The organism is Streptomyces sp. NPDC101110 (assembly GCF_044759525.1).
Taxonomy (GTDB): domain Bacteria; phylum Actinomycetota; class Actinomycetes; order Streptomycetales; family Streptomycetaceae; genus Streptomyces.
Map to the genome: position 1 here is coordinate 317,109 of NZ_JBIVZM010000004.1, position 19,809 is coordinate 336,917.

Genomic DNA, 19,809 nt, shown 5'->3' on the forward strand with positions numbered 1-19,809 from the left:
ACTCCTCGTCGAGTTCATGACCTGGGCAGAAACCTGGGCAGGAACACTCGGACAGAGCTAGAGTAACCGAACGATCGGTCGGTTCAAGGGGGTCCGCCGCATCTGTGGAAAACCCCGTGCGGGAGGATCGCGCACATGACAGCACTCGACCTCAGCAGTCCCGTGGCCGTCGTCGGCACCGGCACCATGGGCCAGGGAATCGCCCAGGTCGCGCTGGTCGCGGGCCATCCCGTCCGGCTGTACGACACCGTCCCCGGGCGGGCCCGGGAGGCGGCCGACGCGATCGGCGCCCGTCTTGACCGGCTCGTCGAGAAGGAGCGGCTCACCGGCCCCGAGCGGGACGCCGCCCGCTCCCGGCTGCTGCCCGCCGGGACCCTCGCCGAGCTCGCGGACTGCGCCCTGGTCGTCGAGGCCGTCCTGGAGCGGCTGGACGTCAAGCAGGAGCTGTTCGGCGAGCTGGAGGGCGTCGTCTCCGACGACTGCCTGCTCGCCACCAACACCTCGTCGCTGTCGGTCACCGCCATCGGCGGCGCCCTGCGCGTCCCGGGCCGGTTCGTCGGCCTGCACTTCTTCAACCCGGCGCCGCTGCTGCCGCTGGTCGAGGTCGTCTCCGGGTTCGCCACCGACGTCACGTACGCCACGCGCGCTTACGAGACCGCCCGCGCCTGGGGCAAGACGCCGGTCGCCTGCGCGGACACCCCCGGCTTCATCGTCAACCGCATCGCCCGGCCCTTCTACGCCGAGGCCTTCGCGGTGTACGAGTCGCAGGGCGCCGACCCGGCCACCATCGACGCCGTGCTGCGCGAGTCGGGCGGCTTCCGGATGGGCGCGTTCGAGCTGACCGACCTGATCGGCCAGGACGTCAACGAGTCGGTCACGCGGTCGGTCTGGGAGTCCTTCTTCCAGGACGTGCGCTTCACGCCGTCCCTCGCCCAGCGGCGTCTGGTGGAGTCGGGCCGGCTCGGCCGCAAGACCGGCCACGGCTGGTACGACCACGGCGACGGCGCCGAGCGCCCCGAGCCGGACACCGCCGAGAAGCGGCAGCCGCCCGCCTACGTCGTCGCCGAGGGCGACCTCGGGCCGGCCGCCGAGCTGCTCACGCTGATCCGCGAGACGGGCATCCCGGTCCGCGACGAGGACGAGGACAGCGGCAGCCGCCTGGTGCTGCCGAGCGGCGGGCAGCTCGCGCTCGCCGACGGGCAGACCTCGGTGGAGTTCCGCGACGTCGTCTACTTCGACCTCGCGCTCGACTACCGCGCGGCCACCCGGATCGCCCTGTCCGCCTCCCAGGACACCTCCCCGCAGACCCTCTCCGAGGCCATCGGCCTCTTCCAGGCGCTCGGCAAGCAGGTCAGTGTCATCGGCGACGTTCCGGGCATGATCGTCGCCCGTACGGTGGCGCGGATCATCGACCTGGCGCACGACGCGGTCGCCAAGGGCGTCGCCACCGAGGAGGACATCGACACCGCGATGCGCCTCGGCGTCAACTACCCTCTGGGCCCCTTCGAGTGGAGCCGCCGGCTCGGCCGCTCCTGGGCCTACGCGCTGCTGGACGACCTGCACCTGCGCGACCCCTCGGGGCGCTACGCGCCTTCCTTGGCGCTGTACCGCCACGCCCACGCCTCCGACAAGCGGGAGGGCACCGCCTCATGACCACCGCCAAGCGCGACACCTACACCCCGGACACCCTGCTGTCCGTCGCCGTCCAGGTGTTCAACGAGCGCGGTTACGACGGCACCTCCATGGAGCACCTCTCCAAGGCGGCCGGCATCTCCAAGTCGTCGATCTACCACCACGTGACCGGCAAGGAGGAGCTGCTGCGCCGGGCCGTCGACCGGGCCCTGGACGGGCTCTTCGGGATCCTCGACGAGGAGCACGCGCGCGTGGGGCGCGCCTCCGACCGGCTGGAGTACGTGGTCCGGCGCATGGTCGAGGTGCTGATCTCCGAACTGCCCTACGTGACCCTGCTGCTGCGGGTGCGCGGCAACACCGACACCGAGCGGTGGGCCCTGGAGCGGCGCCGCGACTTCGACCACCGGGTCGCCGACCTGCTCAAGGCGGCCGCGGCGGACGGGGACGTGCGCGCCGACATAGAGGTGCGGCTGGTGACCCGGCTGGTCTTCGGCATGATCAACTCGATCGTCGAGTGGTACCGCCCGGACGGGCGCGGCATGAGCGAGCGCGAGGTGGCCGACGCGGTGGTGCAGCTGGCCTTCGGAGGTCTGCGCAAGGCCGGGTGACGGTGCCCTGCGCGTGAGTACCCGCGACGGGCGGGCTGAGTACGTGTGACGATGTCCCGGCCACCCGGCGGTGATGGGGTGGTGCGCATGCCCGGACACGACACACCGCCCCTTCGCACCGCCCACCGGACCTGGTGGCGGGCACCGCTCGCGGCCACCCTGCCCGGCCTGCCGCTCCTCGTGCTGGAGTACCGCTGGTTCGCATCCCAGGACGGCCCCGGCGCCTTCTCGGGCGTGCTGTTCTGGGCGGCCGGCCTGCTCGCGCTCGCCTGGGTGCTGCCGCACCGCCGTTCCCTGCGCGGACTGCGGATCGCGGCCGCCGGCACCGGGCTCGGCTGTGCCCTGCTCCCGGTGGCGTTCGCGGTGCTGCTCGGCGTCGCGGTGGCCGCGGGCTGACGGGCGCGGCCCGGCCCGTCAGCCCTGCGGTTCCAGGTCCTCCTCCTCGAACACCAGCAGGGTGCGTGTGCTGAGCACCTGGGGGATCGCCTGGAGCCGGGTCAGGACCAGCTCGCGCAGGGACCGGTTGTCGGAGACGTGGACCAGCAGCAGCACGTCGAAGTCGCCTCCCACCAGGGCGATGTGGGAGGCGCCGGGCAGCTGTCTGAGTTCCTCGCGGACCGTGCGCCAGGAGTTCTGGACGATCTTCAGCGTGATGTACGCGGACGTGCCCTGTCCCGCCCGCTGGTGATCGACCCGGGCGCCGAAGCCCCGGATGACACCGTCCTCCACGAGCCGGTTGATGCGGGCGTAGGCGTTCGCCCGGGAGACGTGGACCCGCTCGGCGACCGACCGGATCGACGCGCGGCCGTCCGCCTGCAACATGCGCAGGATGTCCTGATCTATGGCGTCCAGGGGTCGCGGCGGCGGCAGCACGCCAGTGTCGTCCGGTCCTTCGGCCATTTGTTCAGATGCCACCTGCGCCGACCTCCCTGCCATGGACGTACTGCGTCCATCTCAGGCTGTGGAGAACCGTTTGTCCACAGCCTGGGGCCACCCATAGCCAAATTGTGCCGTCGACCGAACAATCGGTAGGTGAGGCGAGTCACAGCCGACGCGTCTCTTCGAGCCGCTCCCACGAGGAGGTGCCGTCATGACGGTCATGGAGCAGCGGGGCGCGTACAAGCCGACCCCGCCGCCCGCCTGGCAGCCCCGGACGGATCCCGCGCCGTTGCTGCCCGACGCCGAGCCGTACCGCGTCCTCGGCACCGAGGCGGCCGCCAAGGCCGACCCCGAGCTGCTGAGGGCGCTGTACGGGCAGCTGGTGAAGGGCCGCCGCTACAACGCGCAGGCCACCGCCCTCACCAAGCAGGGCCGTCTCGCGGTCTACCCCTCCACCACCGGCCAGGAGGCCTGCGAGGTCGCCGCCGCCATGGTCCTCGAGGAGCGTGACTGGCTCTTCCCGAGCTACCGCGACACGCTCGCCGTGGTCGCCCGGGGCGTGGACCCCGTGGAGGCGCTCACCCTGCTGCGCGGCGACTGGCACACCGGCTACGACCCGCACGAGCACCGGGTCGCCCCCCTGTGCACCCCGCTCGCCACCCAGCTGCCGCACGCCGTGGGCCTCGCGCACGCCGCCCGCCTCAAGGGCGACGACGTGGTCGCGCTGGCCATGGTCGGCGACGGCGGCACCAGCGAGGGCGACTTCCACGAGGCGCTGAACTTCGCCGCCGTCTGGCAGGCCCCGGTCGTCTTCCTCGTGCAGAACAACGGCTTCGCCATCTCCGTCCCGCTCGCCAAGCAGACCGCGGCCCCGTCGCTGGCCCACAAGGCGGTCGGCTACGGCATGCCCGGCCGCCTGGTCGACGGCAACGACGCCGCGGCCGTGCACGAGGTGCTCGCCGACGCCGTACGCCACGCCCGCGCGGGCGGCGGCCCCACCCTCGTCGAGGCGATCACCTACCGCGTCGACGCCCACACCAACGCCGACGACGCGACCCGCTACCGCGGCGACGCCGAGGTCGAGACCTGGCGCGAGCACGACCCGATCCGGCTGCTGGAGCGTGAGCTGACCGGACGCGGCCTCCTCGACGAAGCCGGCATCGAGGCCGCCCGCCAGGACGCCGAGACCATGGCCGCGGCCCTGCGCGAGCAGATGAACAAGGACGCGGTCCTCGACCCGATGGACCTGTTCGATCACGTCTACGCCGAGCCCACGCCCCAGCTGCTGGAACAGCGGGAACAGCTGCGGGCCGAGCTGGAGGCCGAGGCCGAGTCCGAGGGGGGCACGCACCGATGACCACCGTCGCCGTCAAGCCGGCCACCATGGCGCAGGCCCTCACGCGCGCGCTGCGCGATGCCATGGCCGCCGACCCCGCCGTGCACGTCATGGGCGAGGACGTCGGCACCCTCGGCGGCGTCTTCCGCGTCACCGACGGACTCGCCAAGGAATTCGGCGAGGACCGCTGCACGGACACCCCGCTCGCCGAGGCCGGCATCCTCGGCACCGCGGTCGGCATGGCCATGTACGGTCTCCGGCCGGTCGTGGAGATGCAGTTCGACGCGTTTGCCTACCCGGCGTTCGAGCAGCTCATCTCGCACGTGGCCCGCATGCGCAACCGCACCCGCGGCAGGATGCCCCTGCCGATCACCATCCGCGTCCCCTACGGCGGCGGCATCGGCGGCGTCGAGCACCACAGTGACTCCTCAGAGGCGTACTACACGGCGACTCCGGGGCTCCACGTCGTCACGCCCGCGACCGTCGCCGACGCCTACGGGCTGCTGCGCGCGTCCATCGCCTCCGACGACCCGGTCGTCTTCCTGGAGCCCAAGCGGCTGTACTGGTCGAAGGACTCCTGGAACCCCGAGGAGCCGGCGCCCGTCGAGCCGATCGGCCGCGCGGTGGTGCGCCGCCCGGGCCGCAGCGCCACGCTCATCACGTACGGGCCGTCCGTGCCCGTCTGCATGGAGGCGGCCGAGGCGGCCCGGGCCGAGGGCTGGGACCTCGAAGTCGTCGACCTGCGTTCCCTGGTGCCGTTCGACGACGAGACGGTGAGCGCGTCGGTGCGGCGCACGGGGCGGGCGGTCGTCGTCCACGAGTCGGGTTCCTTCGCAGGCCCGGGCGGGGAGATCGCGGCGCGGGTCACGGAGCGCTGCTTCCACCACCTGGAGGCGCCGGTGCTGCGCGTGGCCGGGTTCGACGTCCCGTACCCGCCGCCCATGCTGGAGCGCCACCACCTGCCCGGTGTGGACCGGATCCTTGATGCCGTGGGGCGTCTGCAGTGGGAGGCCGAGAGCTGATGGCACAGGTGCTGGAGTTCAAGCTGCCCGACCTCGGTGAGGGGCTGACCGAGGCGGAGATCGTGCGCTGGCTGGTCGAGGTCGGCGACGTGGTCGCCATCGACCAGCCGGTCGTCGAGGTCGAGACGGCCAAGGCCATGGTCGAGGTGCCCTGCCCCTACGGCGGTGTGGTCACGGCCCGCTTCGGCGAGGAAGGCACGGAACTGCCCGTCGGGGCGCCGCTGATCACGGTGGCCGTGGGGGAGCGGCCCGCCTCGGGCGACGAGGACACCGGCTCCGGGGAATCGGGCAACGTCCTGGTCGGCTACGGCACCTCCGAGGCGCCCGCGCGGCGCCGCCGGGTCCGGCAGGACCGGCCCCTGTCCGGCGCGTCCGCGACAGCCGGTCGGGCCGATGCCGCCGGGTCGCCGACCGGGCGGGCGGACGCCGCGGCGGCCACGGAGCCGGTTTCCCCGGCGTCCCAAGCGCAGGCCGCCGGCTCCGTGACGACCGTGAACGGCCGGGCCGACGGCCCCGGCACGGCGGACGGCCTCGGTGCCGCAGACGGCCCCGTCCCCGTGATCTCACCCCTGGTGCGCCGGCTGGCGCGGCAGAACGGCCTGGACCTGCGGGCGCTGACCGGGTCCGGCCCCGACGGGCTGATCCTGCGGGCGGACGTGGAGGACGCGCTGCGCGTCGCGGGCACCCAGGGGGCCCCGGTGGAATCGCCGGCCGTGCCGCGCCCGCACGAGGTGCAGCACGCACCGAGCCCGGCTCTCGCCTCCCGCCCTTCCGCGACGGCGGCCCACGGCGAGACCCGCGCTCCGCTCACCGGCGAGATCCGCACCCCGCTCAAGGGCGTCCGCGGCGCCGTCGCCGACAAGCTGGCGCGCAGTCGCCGGGAGATCCCGGACGCCACCTGCTGGGTCGACGCGGACGCCACGGAGCTCATGCGGGCGCGTGCGGCCATGAACGCGGCCGGCGGACCGAAGATCTCCCTCCTGGCCCTGCTCGCCCGGATCTGCACCGCGGCCCTCGCCCGCTTCCCCGAGCTCAACTCCACGGTCGACGCGCAGGCGCGGGAGATCGTGCGGTTCGACCACGTGCACCTGGGGTTCGCGGCGCAGACCGACCGGGGCCTGGTCGTGCCGGTCGTGCGGGACGCGCACGCGCGGGACGCCGAGTCGCTGACCGCAGAGTTCGCCCGGCTGACCGAGGCGGGCCGCACGGGGACGCTGACACCGGGCGAACTCACCGGCGGGACCTTCACCTTGAACAACTACGGGGTCTTCGGCGTCGACGGCTCCACGCCGATCATCAACCACCCGGAGGCCGCGATGCTCGGCGTCGGCCGCATCGTTCCCAAGCCGTGGGTGCACGAGGGCGAGCTGGCGGTGCGGCAGGTCGTGCAGCTCTCGCTCACCTTCGACCACCGGGTGTGCGACGGAGGCGTGGCCGGCGGCTTCCTGCGGTACGTCGCGGACTGCGTGGAACAGCCGGCGGTGCTGCTGCGGACGCTGTGATTCCTGTTCCTCGTCCGAGCCGCTGTAGGTGATCGCGTCGCTTCCCCCGCGTTCCGTGTGATCGCGGGGGCACGCATACTCGGAGGGTGACCGCCTACCAGCCCCCCGGTGAACCCGGCGCCGCCCCCGGGCCCGCGCACGGGGCCGGGCCCGCCCGGTACAACGCCGGGCCCGCCCGGTACGACGCCGTCGTGCTCGCCGGCGGTGCCGCCCGGCGGCTGGGCGGCACGGACAAACCCGGTGTGCGGGTCGGCGGACGGCCCCTGCTGGACCGGGTGCTCGCGGCCTGCGCCACCGCCCGCACCACCGTCGTCGTCGCCGCGCCCAGACCGACCGCACGGCCCGTGACCTGGGCGCGTGAGGACCCACCCGGCGGCGGCCCGCTCGCCGCGCTCGACGCCGGGCTGCGCCACACCACGGCCGAGCACCTCGTGGTGCTCTCCGCCGATCTGCCGTTCCTCCGGGAGCCGACCGTGAGCCGCCTGCTGAGCGCGCTGCGGACGAGCGGCTCCGACGGCGTGCTGCTGACCGACCCCGGCGGCCGTGACCAGCCCCTCGTGGCCGCCTACCGGGCGTCGCGGCTGCGTGCGGAACTCGCGCTCCTCACCGGCCGGCACGACGCTCTCACCGGTCTCCCCCTGCGGCGTCTGACCGCCGAGCTGAACCTCACCCGTATCTCCGACCCGGTCGCGTCCTTCGACTGCGACACCTGGGACGACATCGCCACCGCCAGGGCACGTATCAGGGAGCATGGGCACGTGTTGGATGAATGGATTTCCGCCGTCAAGGACGAACTGGGGATCGACCTCGACGTCGACACCCGCGGCCTGCTCGACCTCGCCCGCGACGCCGCCCACGGGGTGGCCCGGCCCGCGGCGCCGCTGACCACCTTCCTCGTCGGCTACGCGGCCGCACAGGCCGGCGGCGGCCCCGAGGCGGTCGCCGAGGCCGCCCGCAAGGCCGTGGCGCTCGCCGCGCGCTGGGCACAGGAGAAGACGTCCGAGGCCGGACCCCCCGACGGCGGTTCGCAGCAGCCTCAGGGCGGCGGCGTGGCCTCCGAAGGCGCACAGCAGACCCGGGGCGACGCGGCCGCCGACGCCACGCAGCCCCCGCAGGGCGATGTGGCCCCCGACGCCACGCCGGACACCCGGCCGGACGCCGGATGAGCCGGCACGGCGCCCGCGCCGGAGAGGACGCCGAGGACCTCGATGTCGAGGAGGTGCTCGCCCTCGTGAGGAACAGCAACGGCGACCACCTGCCCGGCCCCGCGGCCGGAGGCGGGAAGGACAGTGCCCGCACCGCGTCCCAGCCGGACACTCCGGCCCGGCCCGACAGCCACCACCGCGCCACCGCGTGGCCCGAGGCCCGGGCCGTCGCCGAACGCGCCGGCCGCGACGCCGCCCGGGCCGCCCGTCGGGCCCCCGTCTCCGCACCCCTCGACACCGCCCTCGGCCTGACCCTCGCCGCCCCGCTCGACGCGCTCACCGACCTCCCCTCCTTCGACACCTCCGCGATGGACGGCTGGGCGGTCTGCGGCCCCGCACCCTGGCGCGTACGGGACGAGGGGGTTTTGGCCGGGCACGCCGCGCCCGGGTCCCTGACCGACGGCGAGGCCGTCCGGATCGCCACCGGCGCCCGCATCCCGCCGGACACCACCGCGGTCCTGCGCAGCGAGCACGGCCGCACCGACGACAAGGGCCGCCTCTACGCGACCAGGGACGTCGTCCCCGGCCAGGACATCCGCCCACGCGGCCAGGAATGCCGTACCGGCGACCAGCTGCTCGCCGTCGGCACGCTCGTCACCCCGGCCGTCCTCGGGCTCGCGGCGGCGGCCGGATACGACACCGTCACCGCCGTCCCCCGGGCCCGTGCCGAAGTCCTGGTGCTCGGTGACGAGTTGCTCACCGCGGGCCTGCCGCACGGCGGCCTGATCCGGGACGCGCTCGGCCCCATGCTGCCGCCCTGGCTGCGGGCGCTCGGCGCCGAGGTCACCGCCGTCCGGCGCATCCGCGACGACGCCGACGCGCTGTACGAGGCCGTCACCGCCTCCGACGCCGACGTTCTCCTCACCACCGGCGGCACCGCGGCGGGCCCCGTCGACCACGTCCATCCCACGCTGCGCCGGATCGGTGCCGAACTCCTCGTGGACGGGGTCAAGGTGCGCCCGGGCCATCCGATGCTGCTGGCCCGCACCACGCAGACCCAGCACCTCGTGGGACTGCCCGGCAATCCGCTCGCCGCCGTCTCCGGCCTGCTGACCCTCGCCGAACCGCTGCTGCGGATCCTCACGGCCCGCCCGGCCCCCGAGCCGTACACGATGCCGCTCCGGGAGGGCGTCCACGGGCACCCGCACGACACGCGGCTCGTCCCCGTCGTCCTGCGCGGCGACGAGGCCGTACCGCTGCACTACAACGGCCCCGCCATGCTGCGCGGTATCGCGGCGGCCGACGCGCTGGCCGTGGTCCCGCCGGGCGGTGCAGGCACGGGACAGGAGACGGAACTGCTCGACCTGCCCTGGGCGTCCGGAGGAATCGGGGTGTGTTTCACGTGAAACTTCCGGGCCAGGACGCGATCGCCCGCCAGGCCGACGAACATCTGGTGACCCATCGGGTGAAACTCCCGAGGAAAGTGGTGGAGCACCCGATCCGCCAGGTCGCCAAACGGCTCTCCATGGCGCTGTTCGTCCTCGTGCTGACCGCGTTGATCGTCTACGCCGACCGCGACGGCTACAACGACAACGCGGGCGGCGGCATCAGCCTCCTCGACGCGTTCTACTACGCGACCGTCACCCTCTCCACCACCGGCTACGGTGACATCACCCCGGCCAGCGAAAGCGCCCGGCTCACCAACATCCTCGTCATCACGCCCCTGCGCGTGCTGTTCCTGATCATCCTGGTCGGCACCACGCTCGAAGCCCTCACCGAACGCACCCGGGAGGAGTGGCGGCTGACCCGCTGGAGGTCCACCTTGCGCGATCACACCGTCGTCATCGGCTTTGGCACGAAGGGCAGATCGGCGATCCGGACCGTCTGTGCGACGGGCCTGAAGAAGGAGCAGGTCGTCGTGGTCGACCCCAGTTCCAAGGTGATCGACGCCGCGACCGCCGAGGGCTACGCGGGCATCGTCGGGGACGCCACCCGCAGCGAGGTCCTCACCCGGGCCGAGGTGCACAAGGCGCGGCAGATCATCATCGCGACCCAGCGCGACGACACGGCGGTCCTGGTCACGCTGACGGCTCGCCAGCTCAACCGCGGGGCGAAGATCGTGGCCACCGTGCGGGAGGAGGAGAACGCTCCGCTGCTCAAGCAGTCAGGCGCGGACGCGGTCGTCACCAGCGCCAGCGCCGCCGGCCGGCTGCTCGGGCTGTCCGTGCTCAGCCCCTCCGCCGGCATGGTGATGGAGGACCTCATCCAGCAGGGCAGCGGCCTCGACATCGTGGAACGGCCGGTGGTGAAGGCCGAGGTGGGCAAGACGCCCCGGGAGGTCGCCGACCTGGTGGTGAGCGTCATACGCGGTCACCGGGTGCTCGGTTACGACGATCCCGCCGTCGGCAGGCTGGAGTTGACCGACCGTCTCATCACGATCGTGCGCGCGACCCCGGCCACCCAGGTCGCACCGGACATCCGCCCGATGCCCCCGATGCCCCGCAACAACTGACGCGCGCAGCGCCCGGCCGGCCGAACCGCACCCTGGCTGAGCGCCCGGCCGGCCGGACCGCACCCCGAGCAGTGCGTGACGGCCGGCCGAAGTGCCGGACCCCGAGGGCTACTTCCGGTTGTACAGCCGCATCGTGACCGGCCCGAAGACCAGCACGAACAGGGCGGCCCAGCCCAGCGACCAGGCGACCTCGTCGGCCGGCCAGTCGCCGCCCATCAGGCCGCGCACCGCCGACGCCAGATGGGTGATGGGGCTGTTGTTCACGAAGGCCTGCAGCCAGCCCGGCATCGTCCTGGGATCGACGAACACGTTGGACAGGAACGTGAGCGGGAAGATCACCATCATGCTGACGCCCATCACCGACTTCTCGGTGCGCAGCATCAGCCCGAACATCGTCCAGATCCACGAGAAGGCGAACGAGAAGGCCACCAGCAGGGCGATCCCGGCGAGCACGCCGAGGACCCCGCCGTCCGGCCGGTAGCCGAGGATGATGCCGACGGTGAGCATCACGACCGAGGCGATCGTGTACCGCAGGGCGTCACCGAGCAGATAGCCGACCATCGTCGACGGCCGCCAGATCGGCAGGCTGCGGAACCGGTCGAAGACGCCCTTCTCGATGTCGGTGTTCACGGAGACACCCGTGTACATGGTGATCATCACGACCGACATCACGAGGATGCCCGGCAGCAGGAACTGGATGTACTCCTCCGGCGAGCCGGCCAGCGCCCCGCCGAACAGGTACGTGTACATCAGCACCATCATGATCGGGAACGCCGTGACGTCGAAGAGCTGCTCCGGCACATGCTTGATCTTGAGGATCGCCCGCCAGCCGAAGGTCATCGACGCCGACCACGCGCTGGGCCGCGGCGGCCGCTCCCTGGCGACGAGCAGGGCGGCGAGCGACTCGGCGCTGACCGGGGCGAGTTCCTTGCTCTCGGTGGTCGTCGCGGTGCTCATGCCGCCACCTCGTCCTTCGGGTCGTCGGAGCGGTCGGTGGAGTCGTGCGTGTCGTGCCCGGTGAGGGCGAGGAACACCTCGTCCAGGCTGGGCTGGCCCAGCGAGAAGTTGTCGACGGTGATGCCGGCCCGGGCCAGTTCGTTCAGCGCGCGGGCGGCCTGCTCGGCGGCGGAGTCGTCGTTCGCCGCCGTGCCGAGGCGGGCGGTGAGGGCCACCGGGTCGGGCTCCGGCTGCACCTGCGCGTCGAGCGCGCGGCGCAGCAGGCCGGCCGCGAGATCACGCTGGTCGGCATCGCGCAGCCGCAGGTGGACGGACCCGGCGCCGACGGACGACTTCAGCTCGCCCTTGGTGCCCTCGGCGATCACCTTGCCCCGGTCGATGACGGCGATCCGGGACGCCAGCTGGTCGGCCTCGTCCAGGTACTGCGTGGTCAGCAGCACGGTGGTGCCCTGGGCGACGACGGCCCGCACGATGTCCCAGACCTGGTTGCGGCTGCGCGGGTCCAGGCCGGTCGTCGGTTCGTCGAGGAACAGCAGGTCCGGGGTGTTGAGGATCGACGCGGCGATGTCGATGCGGCGCCGCATGCCCCCCGAGTAGTGCTTGACCTGCTTCGCGGCCGCGTCCGTGAGCCCGAAGGCCTCCAGCAGCTGGGCGGCGCGCTCCCGGGCGGCCTTCTTGTGATGGCCCAGCAGCCGGCCCAGCAGGACCAGGTTCTCGGTGCCGGTGAGGTCCTCGTCCACCGACGCGTACTGGCCGGTGAGGCTCACCCGGCCGCGCACCTCGTCCGCCTCGCGGACGATGTCGTGGCCGAAGACATGCGCCTCGCCGCCGTCCGGCCGCAGGAGTGTGGCGAGCATCTTCACGGTGGTGGTCTTGCCGGCGCCGTTCGGGCCGAGGACGCCGTAGACCGTGCCCGCGGGCACGGACAGGTCCACTCCGTCGACGGCCCTCGTGTCGCCGAACGTTTTCACCAGGCCCGCGGTCTCGATCGCCAGGCCGGACAACTGCGTGCTCATGCTTCGGGTCCTTCCGCGTGCTTGGGCTACGCATGGGGAGACCTTTACCGTCGCGCAAACTCATCGGTGACGCACACGACTTTTTCGGCGGGACAGGTCCGGCGGCGCACGCGGGGAGGACCTCGGGACGGAGCGGACTCGGTCCCAGAGCGGCGGGTACGGTCCCTTGCATGCATGCGATCACGATTCCCGAACCTGGTGGGCCCGAGGCGCTGGTCTGGGACGAGGTCCCCGACCCCGTGCCCGGCGAGGGCGAGGTCCTGGTCGAGGTGGCGGCCGGCGCCGTCAACCGGGCCGACATCCTGCAGCGGCAGGGCTTCTACGAACCGCCGCCCGGCGCGTCCCCGTACCCCGGCCTGGAGTGCTCCGGCCGGATCGCCGGGATCGGCACCGGCGTCTCCGGCTGGAAGGTCGGCGACGAGGTGTGCGCGCTGCTGTCCGGCGGCGGCTACGCCGAGAAGGTGGCCGTCCCGGCCGGACAGCTGCTGCCCGTGCCCGAGGGCGTCGGCCTGACGCAGGCGGCGGCGTTGCCCGAGGTGGCCTGCACGGTCTGGTCCAACGTCTTCATGATCGCCCACCTGCGGCCCGGCGAGACGCTCCTCGTGCACGGGGGCTCCAGCGGTATCGGCACGATGGCGATCCAGCTGGCCAAGGCCGTCGGAGCGCGGGTGGCCGTGACGGCCGGTACGAAGGAGAAGCTGGAGCGGTGTGCCGAGCTGGGCGCCGACATCCTGGTCAACTACCGCGAGCAGGACTTCGTCGAGGAGGTCGGGAAGGCGACGGACGGCGCCGGTGCGGACGTGATCCTCGACAACATGGGCGCCAAGTACCTGGAGCGCAACGTCAAGGCCCTCGCCGTCAACGGCCGGCTCGCGATCATCGGCATGCAGGGCGGCGTCAAGGGCGAGCTGAACATCGGCGCCCTGCTGGCCAAGCGCGCCGCGATCAGCGCGACGTCACTGCGGGCCCGGCCCCTCGAGGAGAAGGCCGCCATCGTCGCGGCCGTACGCGAACACGTCTGGCCCCTGCTCGCGGGAGGCCATCTGCGCCCGGTCGTCGACCGCGAACTCCCGATGCGGGACGCTGCCGCCGCGCACCGCGTGGTGGAGGAGAGCGGCCACGTCGGAAAGGTCCTGCTGATCACCCCGCAGGGCACCTGAGCCCACCCCGCCCCCAGGGGGTGTCTGCGAAGTGGCGTCGTCCGCCCGGAGGCGGGACATTGCGGACAGCGTGCCGGGCGCCGCGGGGCAGGCGGAACATCGCGGACATCTCCTGGGCCCTCCCTGTGGGGCTACTGACGGATCTCCGTGGTGTCGCGACGTCCGTCAGAAGCCTCCTGGGCCCGGCCGCCCCCTAGGCCCGGCGCAGGCGCAGTGCGACGAAGGCCAGGGCCAGCCCCAGGCCGATCAGGACCAGGCCGCTGCCCAGGGGCAGGATCCGCAGGACCGGGCCGACGGGGCGTTCGGCGGTGGCCGCCTCGCGTACGGGCTGCTCGGCCGGGGCGGACGGCACCGGGGCGGTCTCCCGTGGCTCCTCGGGGAGGGCCGTGGCGTCGGAGAGGTCCGGCCGCTGCACCGCGTCCTCCGGCCGTCCCGGCCGCGCCCGGCCCTCTCCCGCCCTGCTCCCGGCCCGGGAGGGCTCACCGGCGGCGGAGGGAGCCGCCACGGACGCCGCCACGGACGCCGCCACGGACGCCGCCGAGGAAGCCGCCCGGGCCGACGGGGCCGCCAGGGGTGACGGGGCGGACCGGGACGGTGAGGCAGTCGGCGGCGACGCAGTCGGCCTGGGGGACTGCACGGCCGGCCGGGTCTGTCCGGCCGGCGCGGCCGACGGGGCCGAGGAAGCGGGCCTCGGGGACCGGGCGGTGAGCGGCCCGGACCGCGCCCCCTCGGCGCCCTCCGGGTCGGTCTCCTCGTCGTGGGCGAGGACAGCCCCGTACGACGGGACGGATGCGAAAGGTGAGACGACCGCGCCGGCCCCCAGGGCGAGCACCAGTCCCGCCGCCCGCAGTGCGCGTAGCCATGGAGTCACGGGGGTGACCCCTTCCCGCCGTGCCCGGCAGGGCGTAAACGGCAAGTTCGGTCATATCGTGGCAATAAGCCTCACACCGTCCCGGGCGCCCGGCACTCCGGGTTCGGCCGACGGACGGAATCGCGCACCGTCCGGCTATGTCGATTCGTCACGGGCTGCTGGCCCTGCCGGCGGCCGGCCCCCGCTACGGCTCCCGCCTGCGCTCCGACTTCGAGGCCCGCCCCGGCGGCACCCGGCCGCTGAACATCGGGCAGGTCTGCACGACGGCGGGCCGCCTGGAACGGGACGGCATGGTCGCCCGGGACGACGTCGACGCGGCCGGGCGGACGCTGTACGCGCTCACCGAGACCGGCCGGGCCGAACCGCGCTCCAGGTACGAACGCCCCGTGGAACGGGCCGGCCGAGGTCCTCGCCCGCGCGCCGGCCCCCCCGGGGGGAGCCGGCCCGGCTGCTCGTCGTGGAGCGGCTCGTCCTCCACGCGGAGGCCGAGGTGCGCCGACTGGACCACTGCGAGGCCCGCCTGCACCGTTTCACCCGCGGGGCGGAGCCACCCCCGCCGGAGCAACCCGGAGCGTGAGCGACTCGTCTCCTCCAGCACGGTGGATCAGCGTCCCGTGGGGGCACCACGGAGGTGAGGTGCAGGCGTGCGACAGAATGGCGACATGGAGATGCCGAGGAACGAACGGTCGTCGGAGAACCCGCAGATCCTGGTCGTGGGCCAGGACGGCATGGCGCTCGGTGGCGGCGGCGCAGACGATGACTCCCGCGAGACCCCGGTCACGGAACAGGTGGAGCAGCCCGCGAAGGTCATGCGGATCGGCAGCATGATCAAGCAGCTGCTGGAGGAAGTGCGCGCGGCTCCCCTGGACGAGGCCAGCCGGGTGCGGCTGAAGGACATCCACGCCAGCTCCGTGAAGGAGCTGGAGGACGGCCTCGCGCCCGAGCTGGTCGAGGAACTGGAGCGGCTCTCCCTGCCCTTCACGGACGAGGCGACTCCCAGCGACTCGGAGCTGCGCATCGCGCAGGCCCAGCTGGTCGGATGGCTGGAGGGGCTCTTCCACGGGATCCAGACGACGCTGTTCGCCCAGCAGATGGCGGCCCGCGCCCAGCTGGAGTCCATGCGCCGCGCCCTCCCGCCCGGGGTGGGCGACGGCCTCGACGAGCAGCACCCGGGCGGCCGCTCCGGCGGCCCCTACCTCTAGAGGCCCGGCCCCGCACGGAGTGAACGAAGGGCCCGGCAGCCGAAGCCGCCGGGCCCTTCCGCGTGTCAGGGGGGCTCAGGAGGGCGGGTTGCCCGTCGAGACGCTCAGTTCGATCTCGGGCATGTCCTCCGGGTCGACGTCGGTGTCGGCGGACGGGAACTGGTTCATCACCGTGCCGTCGCCGTAGGTGTTCTCGTCGACCTTCTTCTCGTTCACTTCCCAGCCGGCCGCCTGGAGACAGGCCTTGACCGACTTGATGTTCTTGAACTTGAAGTCCGGGATCTGGATCTTGTCGGGGTCGTTGTACGACTCCCGCGGCTCCGTGCACTCCTCGGTGTCGATCGTCTTCGTGGTGTCCGGGCCGCGGTAGCCGGGCTTCTTCTCCGCGGAGGCCGAGGCGCTCGCGCTGCTGCCGCCGCCGCCCTTGTCGTCCTCGCTGCCGCCGTTCAGCAGCAGCGCCGTGACGAGGCCGCCGACCGCCAGCACGGACACGATGACCGAGCCGATGATCACCGGCTTGTTCCGGCCGCCGGAGGAGGCCGCCGGTGCCTGGGGCGACAGGTTGTACGGCGGCGGCGTCGACGGGCCCGGCTGCGGGGAGTACCCCGCCGGGGCCGGCGTCCGGTAGCCGCCCGCCTGGGGATATCCGTACGCCGGGGTCGGTCCCGTCGGGGCGGGCGTGCCGTACGGGTTCGGGGGCGGGGTCGGCTGGTACGGCGTCTGGACCTGGCCCGAGGGCGCCGGGGTCGCCTGGTCGACCGGCGGGAACACGGCCGAGCCGACTCCCGCGCCGCTCGGGGCCGGGGTGCCCGGGACGATGCTCGGCGGCGCGGCCTGGAAGGACGCCGCCACCCGCAGGCACTCGTCCCGCATGGCCTCGGCGCTGGGGAAGCGCTCGTTCGGGTTCTTCTTCAGCGCGCGGGCGATCAGCGCGTCCACGGCCGGGGGCAGGGCGCGGTTGACCGAGGACGGGACGGGCGGCTCCTCCTGCACGTGCGCGTACGCGATCGCCAGCGGGGAGTCCGCCTCGAAGGGCAGCCGCCCGGTCACCAGCTGGAACAGCATGATGCCGACCGAGTACAGGTCGGAGCGGGCGTCCACCCCGCGGCCGAGGGCCTGTTCGGGCGAGAGGTACTGCGGGGTGCCGACGACCATGCCGGTCTGCGTCATCGACGTCACACCGGACTGCATGGCGCGGGCGATGCCGAAGTCCATGACCTTGACGACGCCGCGCTTGGTCATCATCACGTTGCCCGGCTTGATGTCGCGGTGGACCAGGCCCATCTCGTGGCTGATCTCCAGCGCGGCGAGCACGTCGGCGGTGATCTTCAGTGCCTTGTCCGCGGGCATCGCGCCCTGCTGCCGCACGTCCTCGTCGAGGACCGAGCCGAGCGGGCGGCCCTCGACGTACTCCATGACGATGTACGGCGTCGTCAAGCCGTCGAGGGTGTCCTCGCCGGTGTCGAAGACCGACACGATGTTGGTGTGCGTGAGCTTGGCCACGGACTGGGCCTCGCGGCGGAACCGCTCGCGGAAGGCCTGTTCCCGTCCGAGATCCGTGTGAAGTGTCTTGATGGCGACCTGCCGGTCGAGCACGCTGTCGTACGCAAGGTGCACCGAGGCCATGCCGCCCTGGCCGAGGAGGTCACGCAGCTGATAGCGGCCACCGGCGAGCGCCCGCCCCGCGTACTGGCCCTGTGCGCCGTCCTGGCTCATGTTCCGTTTCCCCCGTAGCCCTTGAGGCGCCGCCGACTTACGCGGACCCGCCGCAGATCCGTCGTTGATCCAAACCGCCATTCCCGGCCAAGTCTGCCCCAGGGCACTGACACGTCAAGCTCGGTGCCCGTTCCGTGACCGTACGCGAAAGAAGCGTCGCGGAAGCGTTACCGGGGGCGTACGGGCGGGACACAGAATTTGCACGACGGTAAGGAGTGAAGGTTTCATGGCCGGTCCGTCTCGTGCCGGTCCCGGTGCCCCTTCTCGGGCCGGTGGCTTGCGCGGAGGCTGTAGCGTGGCCGACGGAGACCGTAACAACACCGCGCGCACCGCGGGCAGAAACGACGGCGAGGACTGATGGCACAGCAGCAGCGCGCTCAGGGCCCGTCCGACCCCGAGGCGACTGGCGGCGGCATGTCGGAGGCGCCGGAGTCCTGGGGGAACGGCGGACTGGTCGGGGACGGCCGGTACCGGCTGACCCGCAGACTCGGCCGGGGCGGCATGGCCGAGGTGTTCGCAGCCGAGGACGTCCGCCTCGGACGCACCGTCGCGGTCAAGCTGCTCCGCTCCGACCTCGCCGAGGACCCGGTGTCCAAGGCGCGCTTCACGCGCGAGGCCCAGTCGGTGGCCGGCCTCAACCACCACGCGATCGTCGCCGTGTACGACTCCGGCGAGGACTTCGTCGGCGGCCAGTCCGTGCCGTACATCGTCATGGAGATCGTCGAGGGCCGCACCATCCGCGACCTGCTGCTGAACGCGGAGGCGCCCGGCCCCGAGCAGGCACTGATCATCGTCTCGGGCGTCCTGGAGGCGCTCGCCTACTCGCACCAGCACGGCATCGTGCACCGCGACATCAAGCCCGCCAACGTCATCATCACGCACAACGGCGCCGTGAAGGTGATGGACTTCGGCATCGCCCGCGCCCTGCACGGCGCGTCCACGACGATGACGCAGACCGGCATGGTCATGGGCACCCCGCAGTACCTCTCCCCCGAGCAGGCCCTCGGCAAGGCCGTCGACCATCGCTCCGACCTGTACGCGACGGGCTGCCTCCTCTACGAACTCCTCGCGCTGCGCCCGCCGTTCACCGGCGAGACCCCGCTGTCCGTGGTCTACCAGCACGTCCAGGACATCCCGACGCCGCCGTCCGAGGCCTCCGACGCCTGCCCGCCGGAGCTGGACGGCCTGGTCATGCGCTCCCTCGCCAAGGAGCCCGACGACCGGTTCCAGACGGCGGAGGAGATGCGCGGGCTGGTCCAGTACGCGCTGCAGATGCTGTACGACCAGGGCGGCCACACCGGCACCTGGAACACCGGCCCGGTCGACATGCACGAGGGCCGCAACACCCCGTCGGGCGGCTTCGCCGGAGCGACGGCCGTGATGGGACACGCCGGGGACGTCTCCGGCACCACGCAGATCCCCTCGCCGATCCTGCCCAGCGGCTACGGCGGCGGGGACGACGGCGGCTTCGAGGGCCACGGCAACAAGGGCAGCGGTCGCGGCAAGCTGTGGATCCTCGCCGTGCTTGCGGTGATCGCCGTCGCCGCGGGCGTCGCGCTGGCGCTGCAGAACACCGGCGGCGGCAAGGAAGGCCCGAGCAAGGACCAGAAGCCGACCACCTCGCAGACGACCGAGAAGAAGACGCCCAGCGAGACGCCGAGCGACGACGACACGGGCCAGCCGACGGACACCACCACGGACGACGGCACCGGCACCGGCTCGGGCAACGGCAACTGGACGCCGACCTACAAGCCGTCCGCCACGCCGTCGCAGAGCGCTCCCGCCTCGCCCACCGGCGAGCCGACGGGGGAGCCGACCAGCGCGGAGCCGACCGGCGAGCCGACGGACGAGGAGCCCACGGACCCGGGCACCCCGACCGACGACACCGGCGGTGTCGACGGCGGCGGCACCACGGAGGGCATCGTGGGCGGCGCAGGCGACGGCGAAGGCTGATCCCACAGCTCAGCGGCATGATCCACGCGCGCGTGGGACCCGGGGACGGGGCCCACGCGCGCGTGCCGTTCGGGGTACGCCAAAAAGAGGACTCTTCCCGTGACCTGGGTCACCGGGTTAACGTGCGGTAGCTCCGGCCTCCTGCAAGGCTGTGACCAGGGCCCCTTCCACGCCTTTCCGATTTACTTGGATATCCAAGCAAAATCGCAGGTCAGGTGGGGTTTCACAGAAATGTGGCGCACTGGGTAACGTGCTTTCTGCAGGGCGCTCGCCGGGGCACCTGTCACGCCCGTTCCCG

At 72.8% G+C, this 19,809-nt stretch carries 18 protein-coding genes; 13 read left to right on the forward strand and 5 right to left on the reverse strand.

Annotation, left to right across the window (positions count from 1 at the left end):
• The first annotated feature begins 135 nt into the window (after positions 1-135).
• The 3 genes from ACIQU3_RS10780 (at position 136) to ACIQU3_RS10790 (ending at position 2,636) form a co-directional block, all read left to right on the forward strand.
• Positions 136-1,653: a 3-hydroxyacyl-CoA dehydrogenase gene (locus ACIQU3_RS10780; protein ID WP_403741967.1), complete on the forward strand. Its 1,518-nt coding sequence runs from the start codon at positions 136-138 to the stop codon at positions 1,651-1,653.
• Positions 1,650-2,240, forward strand: a complete 591-nt coding sequence (locus tag ACIQU3_RS10785; RefSeq protein ID WP_403741970.1) for a TetR/AcrR family transcriptional regulator — start codon at positions 1,650-1,652, stop codon at positions 2,238-2,240. The genes ACIQU3_RS10780 and ACIQU3_RS10785 overlap by 4 nt, the downstream gene beginning before the upstream one ends.
• An 87-nt stretch (positions 2,241-2,327) precedes the next feature.
• The gene (locus tag ACIQU3_RS10790; protein ID WP_403924440.1) at positions 2,328-2,636 is read left to right on the forward strand and encodes a hypothetical protein; all 309 of its coding nucleotides are present in this window, start codon (positions 2,328-2,330) and stop codon (positions 2,634-2,636) included.
• Between the two features lie 18 nt (positions 2,637-2,654).
• Here the strand turns inward: ACIQU3_RS10790 and ACIQU3_RS10795 are convergent, their stop codons facing one another.
• Positions 2,655-3,140 (reverse strand): Lrp/AsnC family transcriptional regulator, encoded by a 486-nt coding sequence (locus tag ACIQU3_RS10795; RefSeq protein ID WP_403742047.1) that lies wholly within the window; start codon positions 3,138-3,140, stop codon positions 2,655-2,657.
• Positions 3,141-3,330: 190 nt separating this feature from the next.
• On the opposite strand from ACIQU3_RS10795, the gene pdhA reads away from it, so the two are divergent.
• From pdhA to ACIQU3_RS10825, 6 genes are all read left to right on the forward strand, one after another.
• Positions 3,331-4,476, forward strand: a complete 1,146-nt coding sequence (gene pdhA, locus ACIQU3_RS10800) for a pyruvate dehydrogenase (acetyl-transferring) E1 component subunit alpha (protein WP_403741976.1) — start codon at positions 3,331-3,333, stop codon at positions 4,474-4,476.
• Positions 4,473-5,477, forward strand: a complete 1,005-nt coding sequence (locus ACIQU3_RS10805) for an alpha-ketoacid dehydrogenase subunit beta (RefSeq protein WP_403741979.1) — start codon at positions 4,473-4,475, stop codon at positions 5,475-5,477. Before pdhA ends, ACIQU3_RS10805 begins: the two co-directional genes overlap by 4 nt.
• Positions 5,477-6,979 (forward strand): dihydrolipoamide acetyltransferase family protein, encoded by a 1,503-nt coding sequence (locus tag ACIQU3_RS10810; RefSeq protein ID WP_403741982.1) that lies wholly within the window; start codon positions 5,477-5,479, stop codon positions 6,977-6,979. The genes ACIQU3_RS10805 and ACIQU3_RS10810 overlap by 1 nt, the downstream gene beginning before the upstream one ends.
• A gap of 86 nt (positions 6,980-7,065) precedes the next feature.
• A complete protein-coding gene (locus ACIQU3_RS10815) occupies positions 7,066-8,145 on the forward strand; it encodes an NTP transferase domain-containing protein (protein ID WP_403741985.1) in 1,080 nt (359 codons plus the stop codon).
• Complete coding sequence (locus ACIQU3_RS10820) at positions 8,142-9,530, forward strand: molybdopterin molybdotransferase MoeA (RefSeq protein WP_403741988.1); 1,389 nt, start codon at positions 8,142-8,144, stop codon at positions 9,528-9,530. Before ACIQU3_RS10815 ends, ACIQU3_RS10820 begins: the two co-directional genes overlap by 4 nt.
• Positions 9,527-10,636 (forward strand): potassium channel family protein, encoded by a 1,110-nt coding sequence (locus ACIQU3_RS10825; RefSeq protein WP_403741991.1) that lies wholly within the window; start codon positions 9,527-9,529, stop codon positions 10,634-10,636. The genes ACIQU3_RS10820 and ACIQU3_RS10825 overlap by 4 nt, the downstream gene beginning before the upstream one ends.
• Positions 10,637-10,744: 108 nt before the next feature.
• Here the strand turns inward: ACIQU3_RS10825 and ACIQU3_RS10830 are convergent, their stop codons facing one another.
• Both ACIQU3_RS10830 and ACIQU3_RS10835 read right to left on the reverse strand, forming a co-directional pair.
• Positions 10,745-11,593, reverse strand: coding sequence for an ABC transporter permease (locus ACIQU3_RS10830; RefSeq protein WP_403741993.1), 849 nt, complete (start codon positions 11,591-11,593; stop codon positions 10,745-10,747).
• Positions 11,590-12,609: an ATP-binding cassette domain-containing protein gene (locus ACIQU3_RS10835; RefSeq protein WP_403741995.1), complete on the reverse strand. Its 1,020-nt coding sequence runs from the start codon at positions 12,607-12,609 to the stop codon at positions 11,590-11,592. The genes ACIQU3_RS10830 and ACIQU3_RS10835 overlap by 4 nt, the downstream gene beginning before the upstream one ends.
• 170 nt (positions 12,610-12,779) lie before the next feature.
• On the opposite strand from ACIQU3_RS10835, the gene ACIQU3_RS10840 reads away from it, so the two are divergent.
• Positions 12,780-13,769, forward strand: a complete 990-nt coding sequence (locus ACIQU3_RS10840) for an NAD(P)H-quinone oxidoreductase (protein ID WP_403742000.1) — start codon at positions 12,780-12,782, stop codon at positions 13,767-13,769.
• 193 nt (positions 13,770-13,962) lie between these two features.
• On the opposite strand, the gene ACIQU3_RS10845 is transcribed toward ACIQU3_RS10840, so the two are convergent.
• Complete coding sequence (locus ACIQU3_RS10845; protein WP_403924443.1) at positions 13,963-14,640, reverse strand: hypothetical protein; 678 nt, start codon at positions 14,638-14,640, stop codon at positions 13,963-13,965.
• Positions 14,641-14,777: 137 nt separating this feature from the next.
• Between ACIQU3_RS10845 and ACIQU3_RS10850 the strand changes: the two genes are divergently transcribed.
• Both ACIQU3_RS10850 and ACIQU3_RS10855 read left to right on the forward strand, forming a co-directional pair.
• Complete coding sequence (locus tag ACIQU3_RS10850) at positions 14,778-15,275, forward strand: PadR family transcriptional regulator (RefSeq protein ID WP_403742005.1); 498 nt, start codon at positions 14,778-14,780, stop codon at positions 15,273-15,275.
• Between the two features lie 27 nt (positions 15,276-15,302).
• On the forward strand, positions 15,303-15,842 hold the full coding sequence (locus ACIQU3_RS10855) for a bacterial proteasome activator family protein (protein ID WP_403742050.1): 540 nt from the start codon (positions 15,303-15,305) through the stop codon (positions 15,840-15,842).
• Positions 15,843-15,917: 75 nt separating this feature from the next.
• Here ACIQU3_RS10855 and ACIQU3_RS10860 read toward each other — a convergent pair whose 3' ends face one another.
• Positions 15,918-17,558 carry a protein kinase gene (locus ACIQU3_RS10860; protein ID WP_403742008.1) on the reverse strand — a complete coding sequence of 547 codons (1,641 nt, stop codon included), beginning with the start codon at positions 17,556-17,558 and terminating at the stop codon, positions 15,918-15,920.
• A gap of 357 nt (positions 17,559-17,915) precedes the next feature.
• Between ACIQU3_RS10860 and ACIQU3_RS10865 the strand changes: the two genes are divergently transcribed.
• On the forward strand, positions 17,916-19,511 hold the full coding sequence (locus ACIQU3_RS10865; RefSeq protein WP_403742011.1) for a protein kinase: 1,596 nt from the start codon (positions 17,916-17,918) through the stop codon (positions 19,509-19,511).
• Positions 19,512-19,809: the final 298 nt, after the last annotated feature.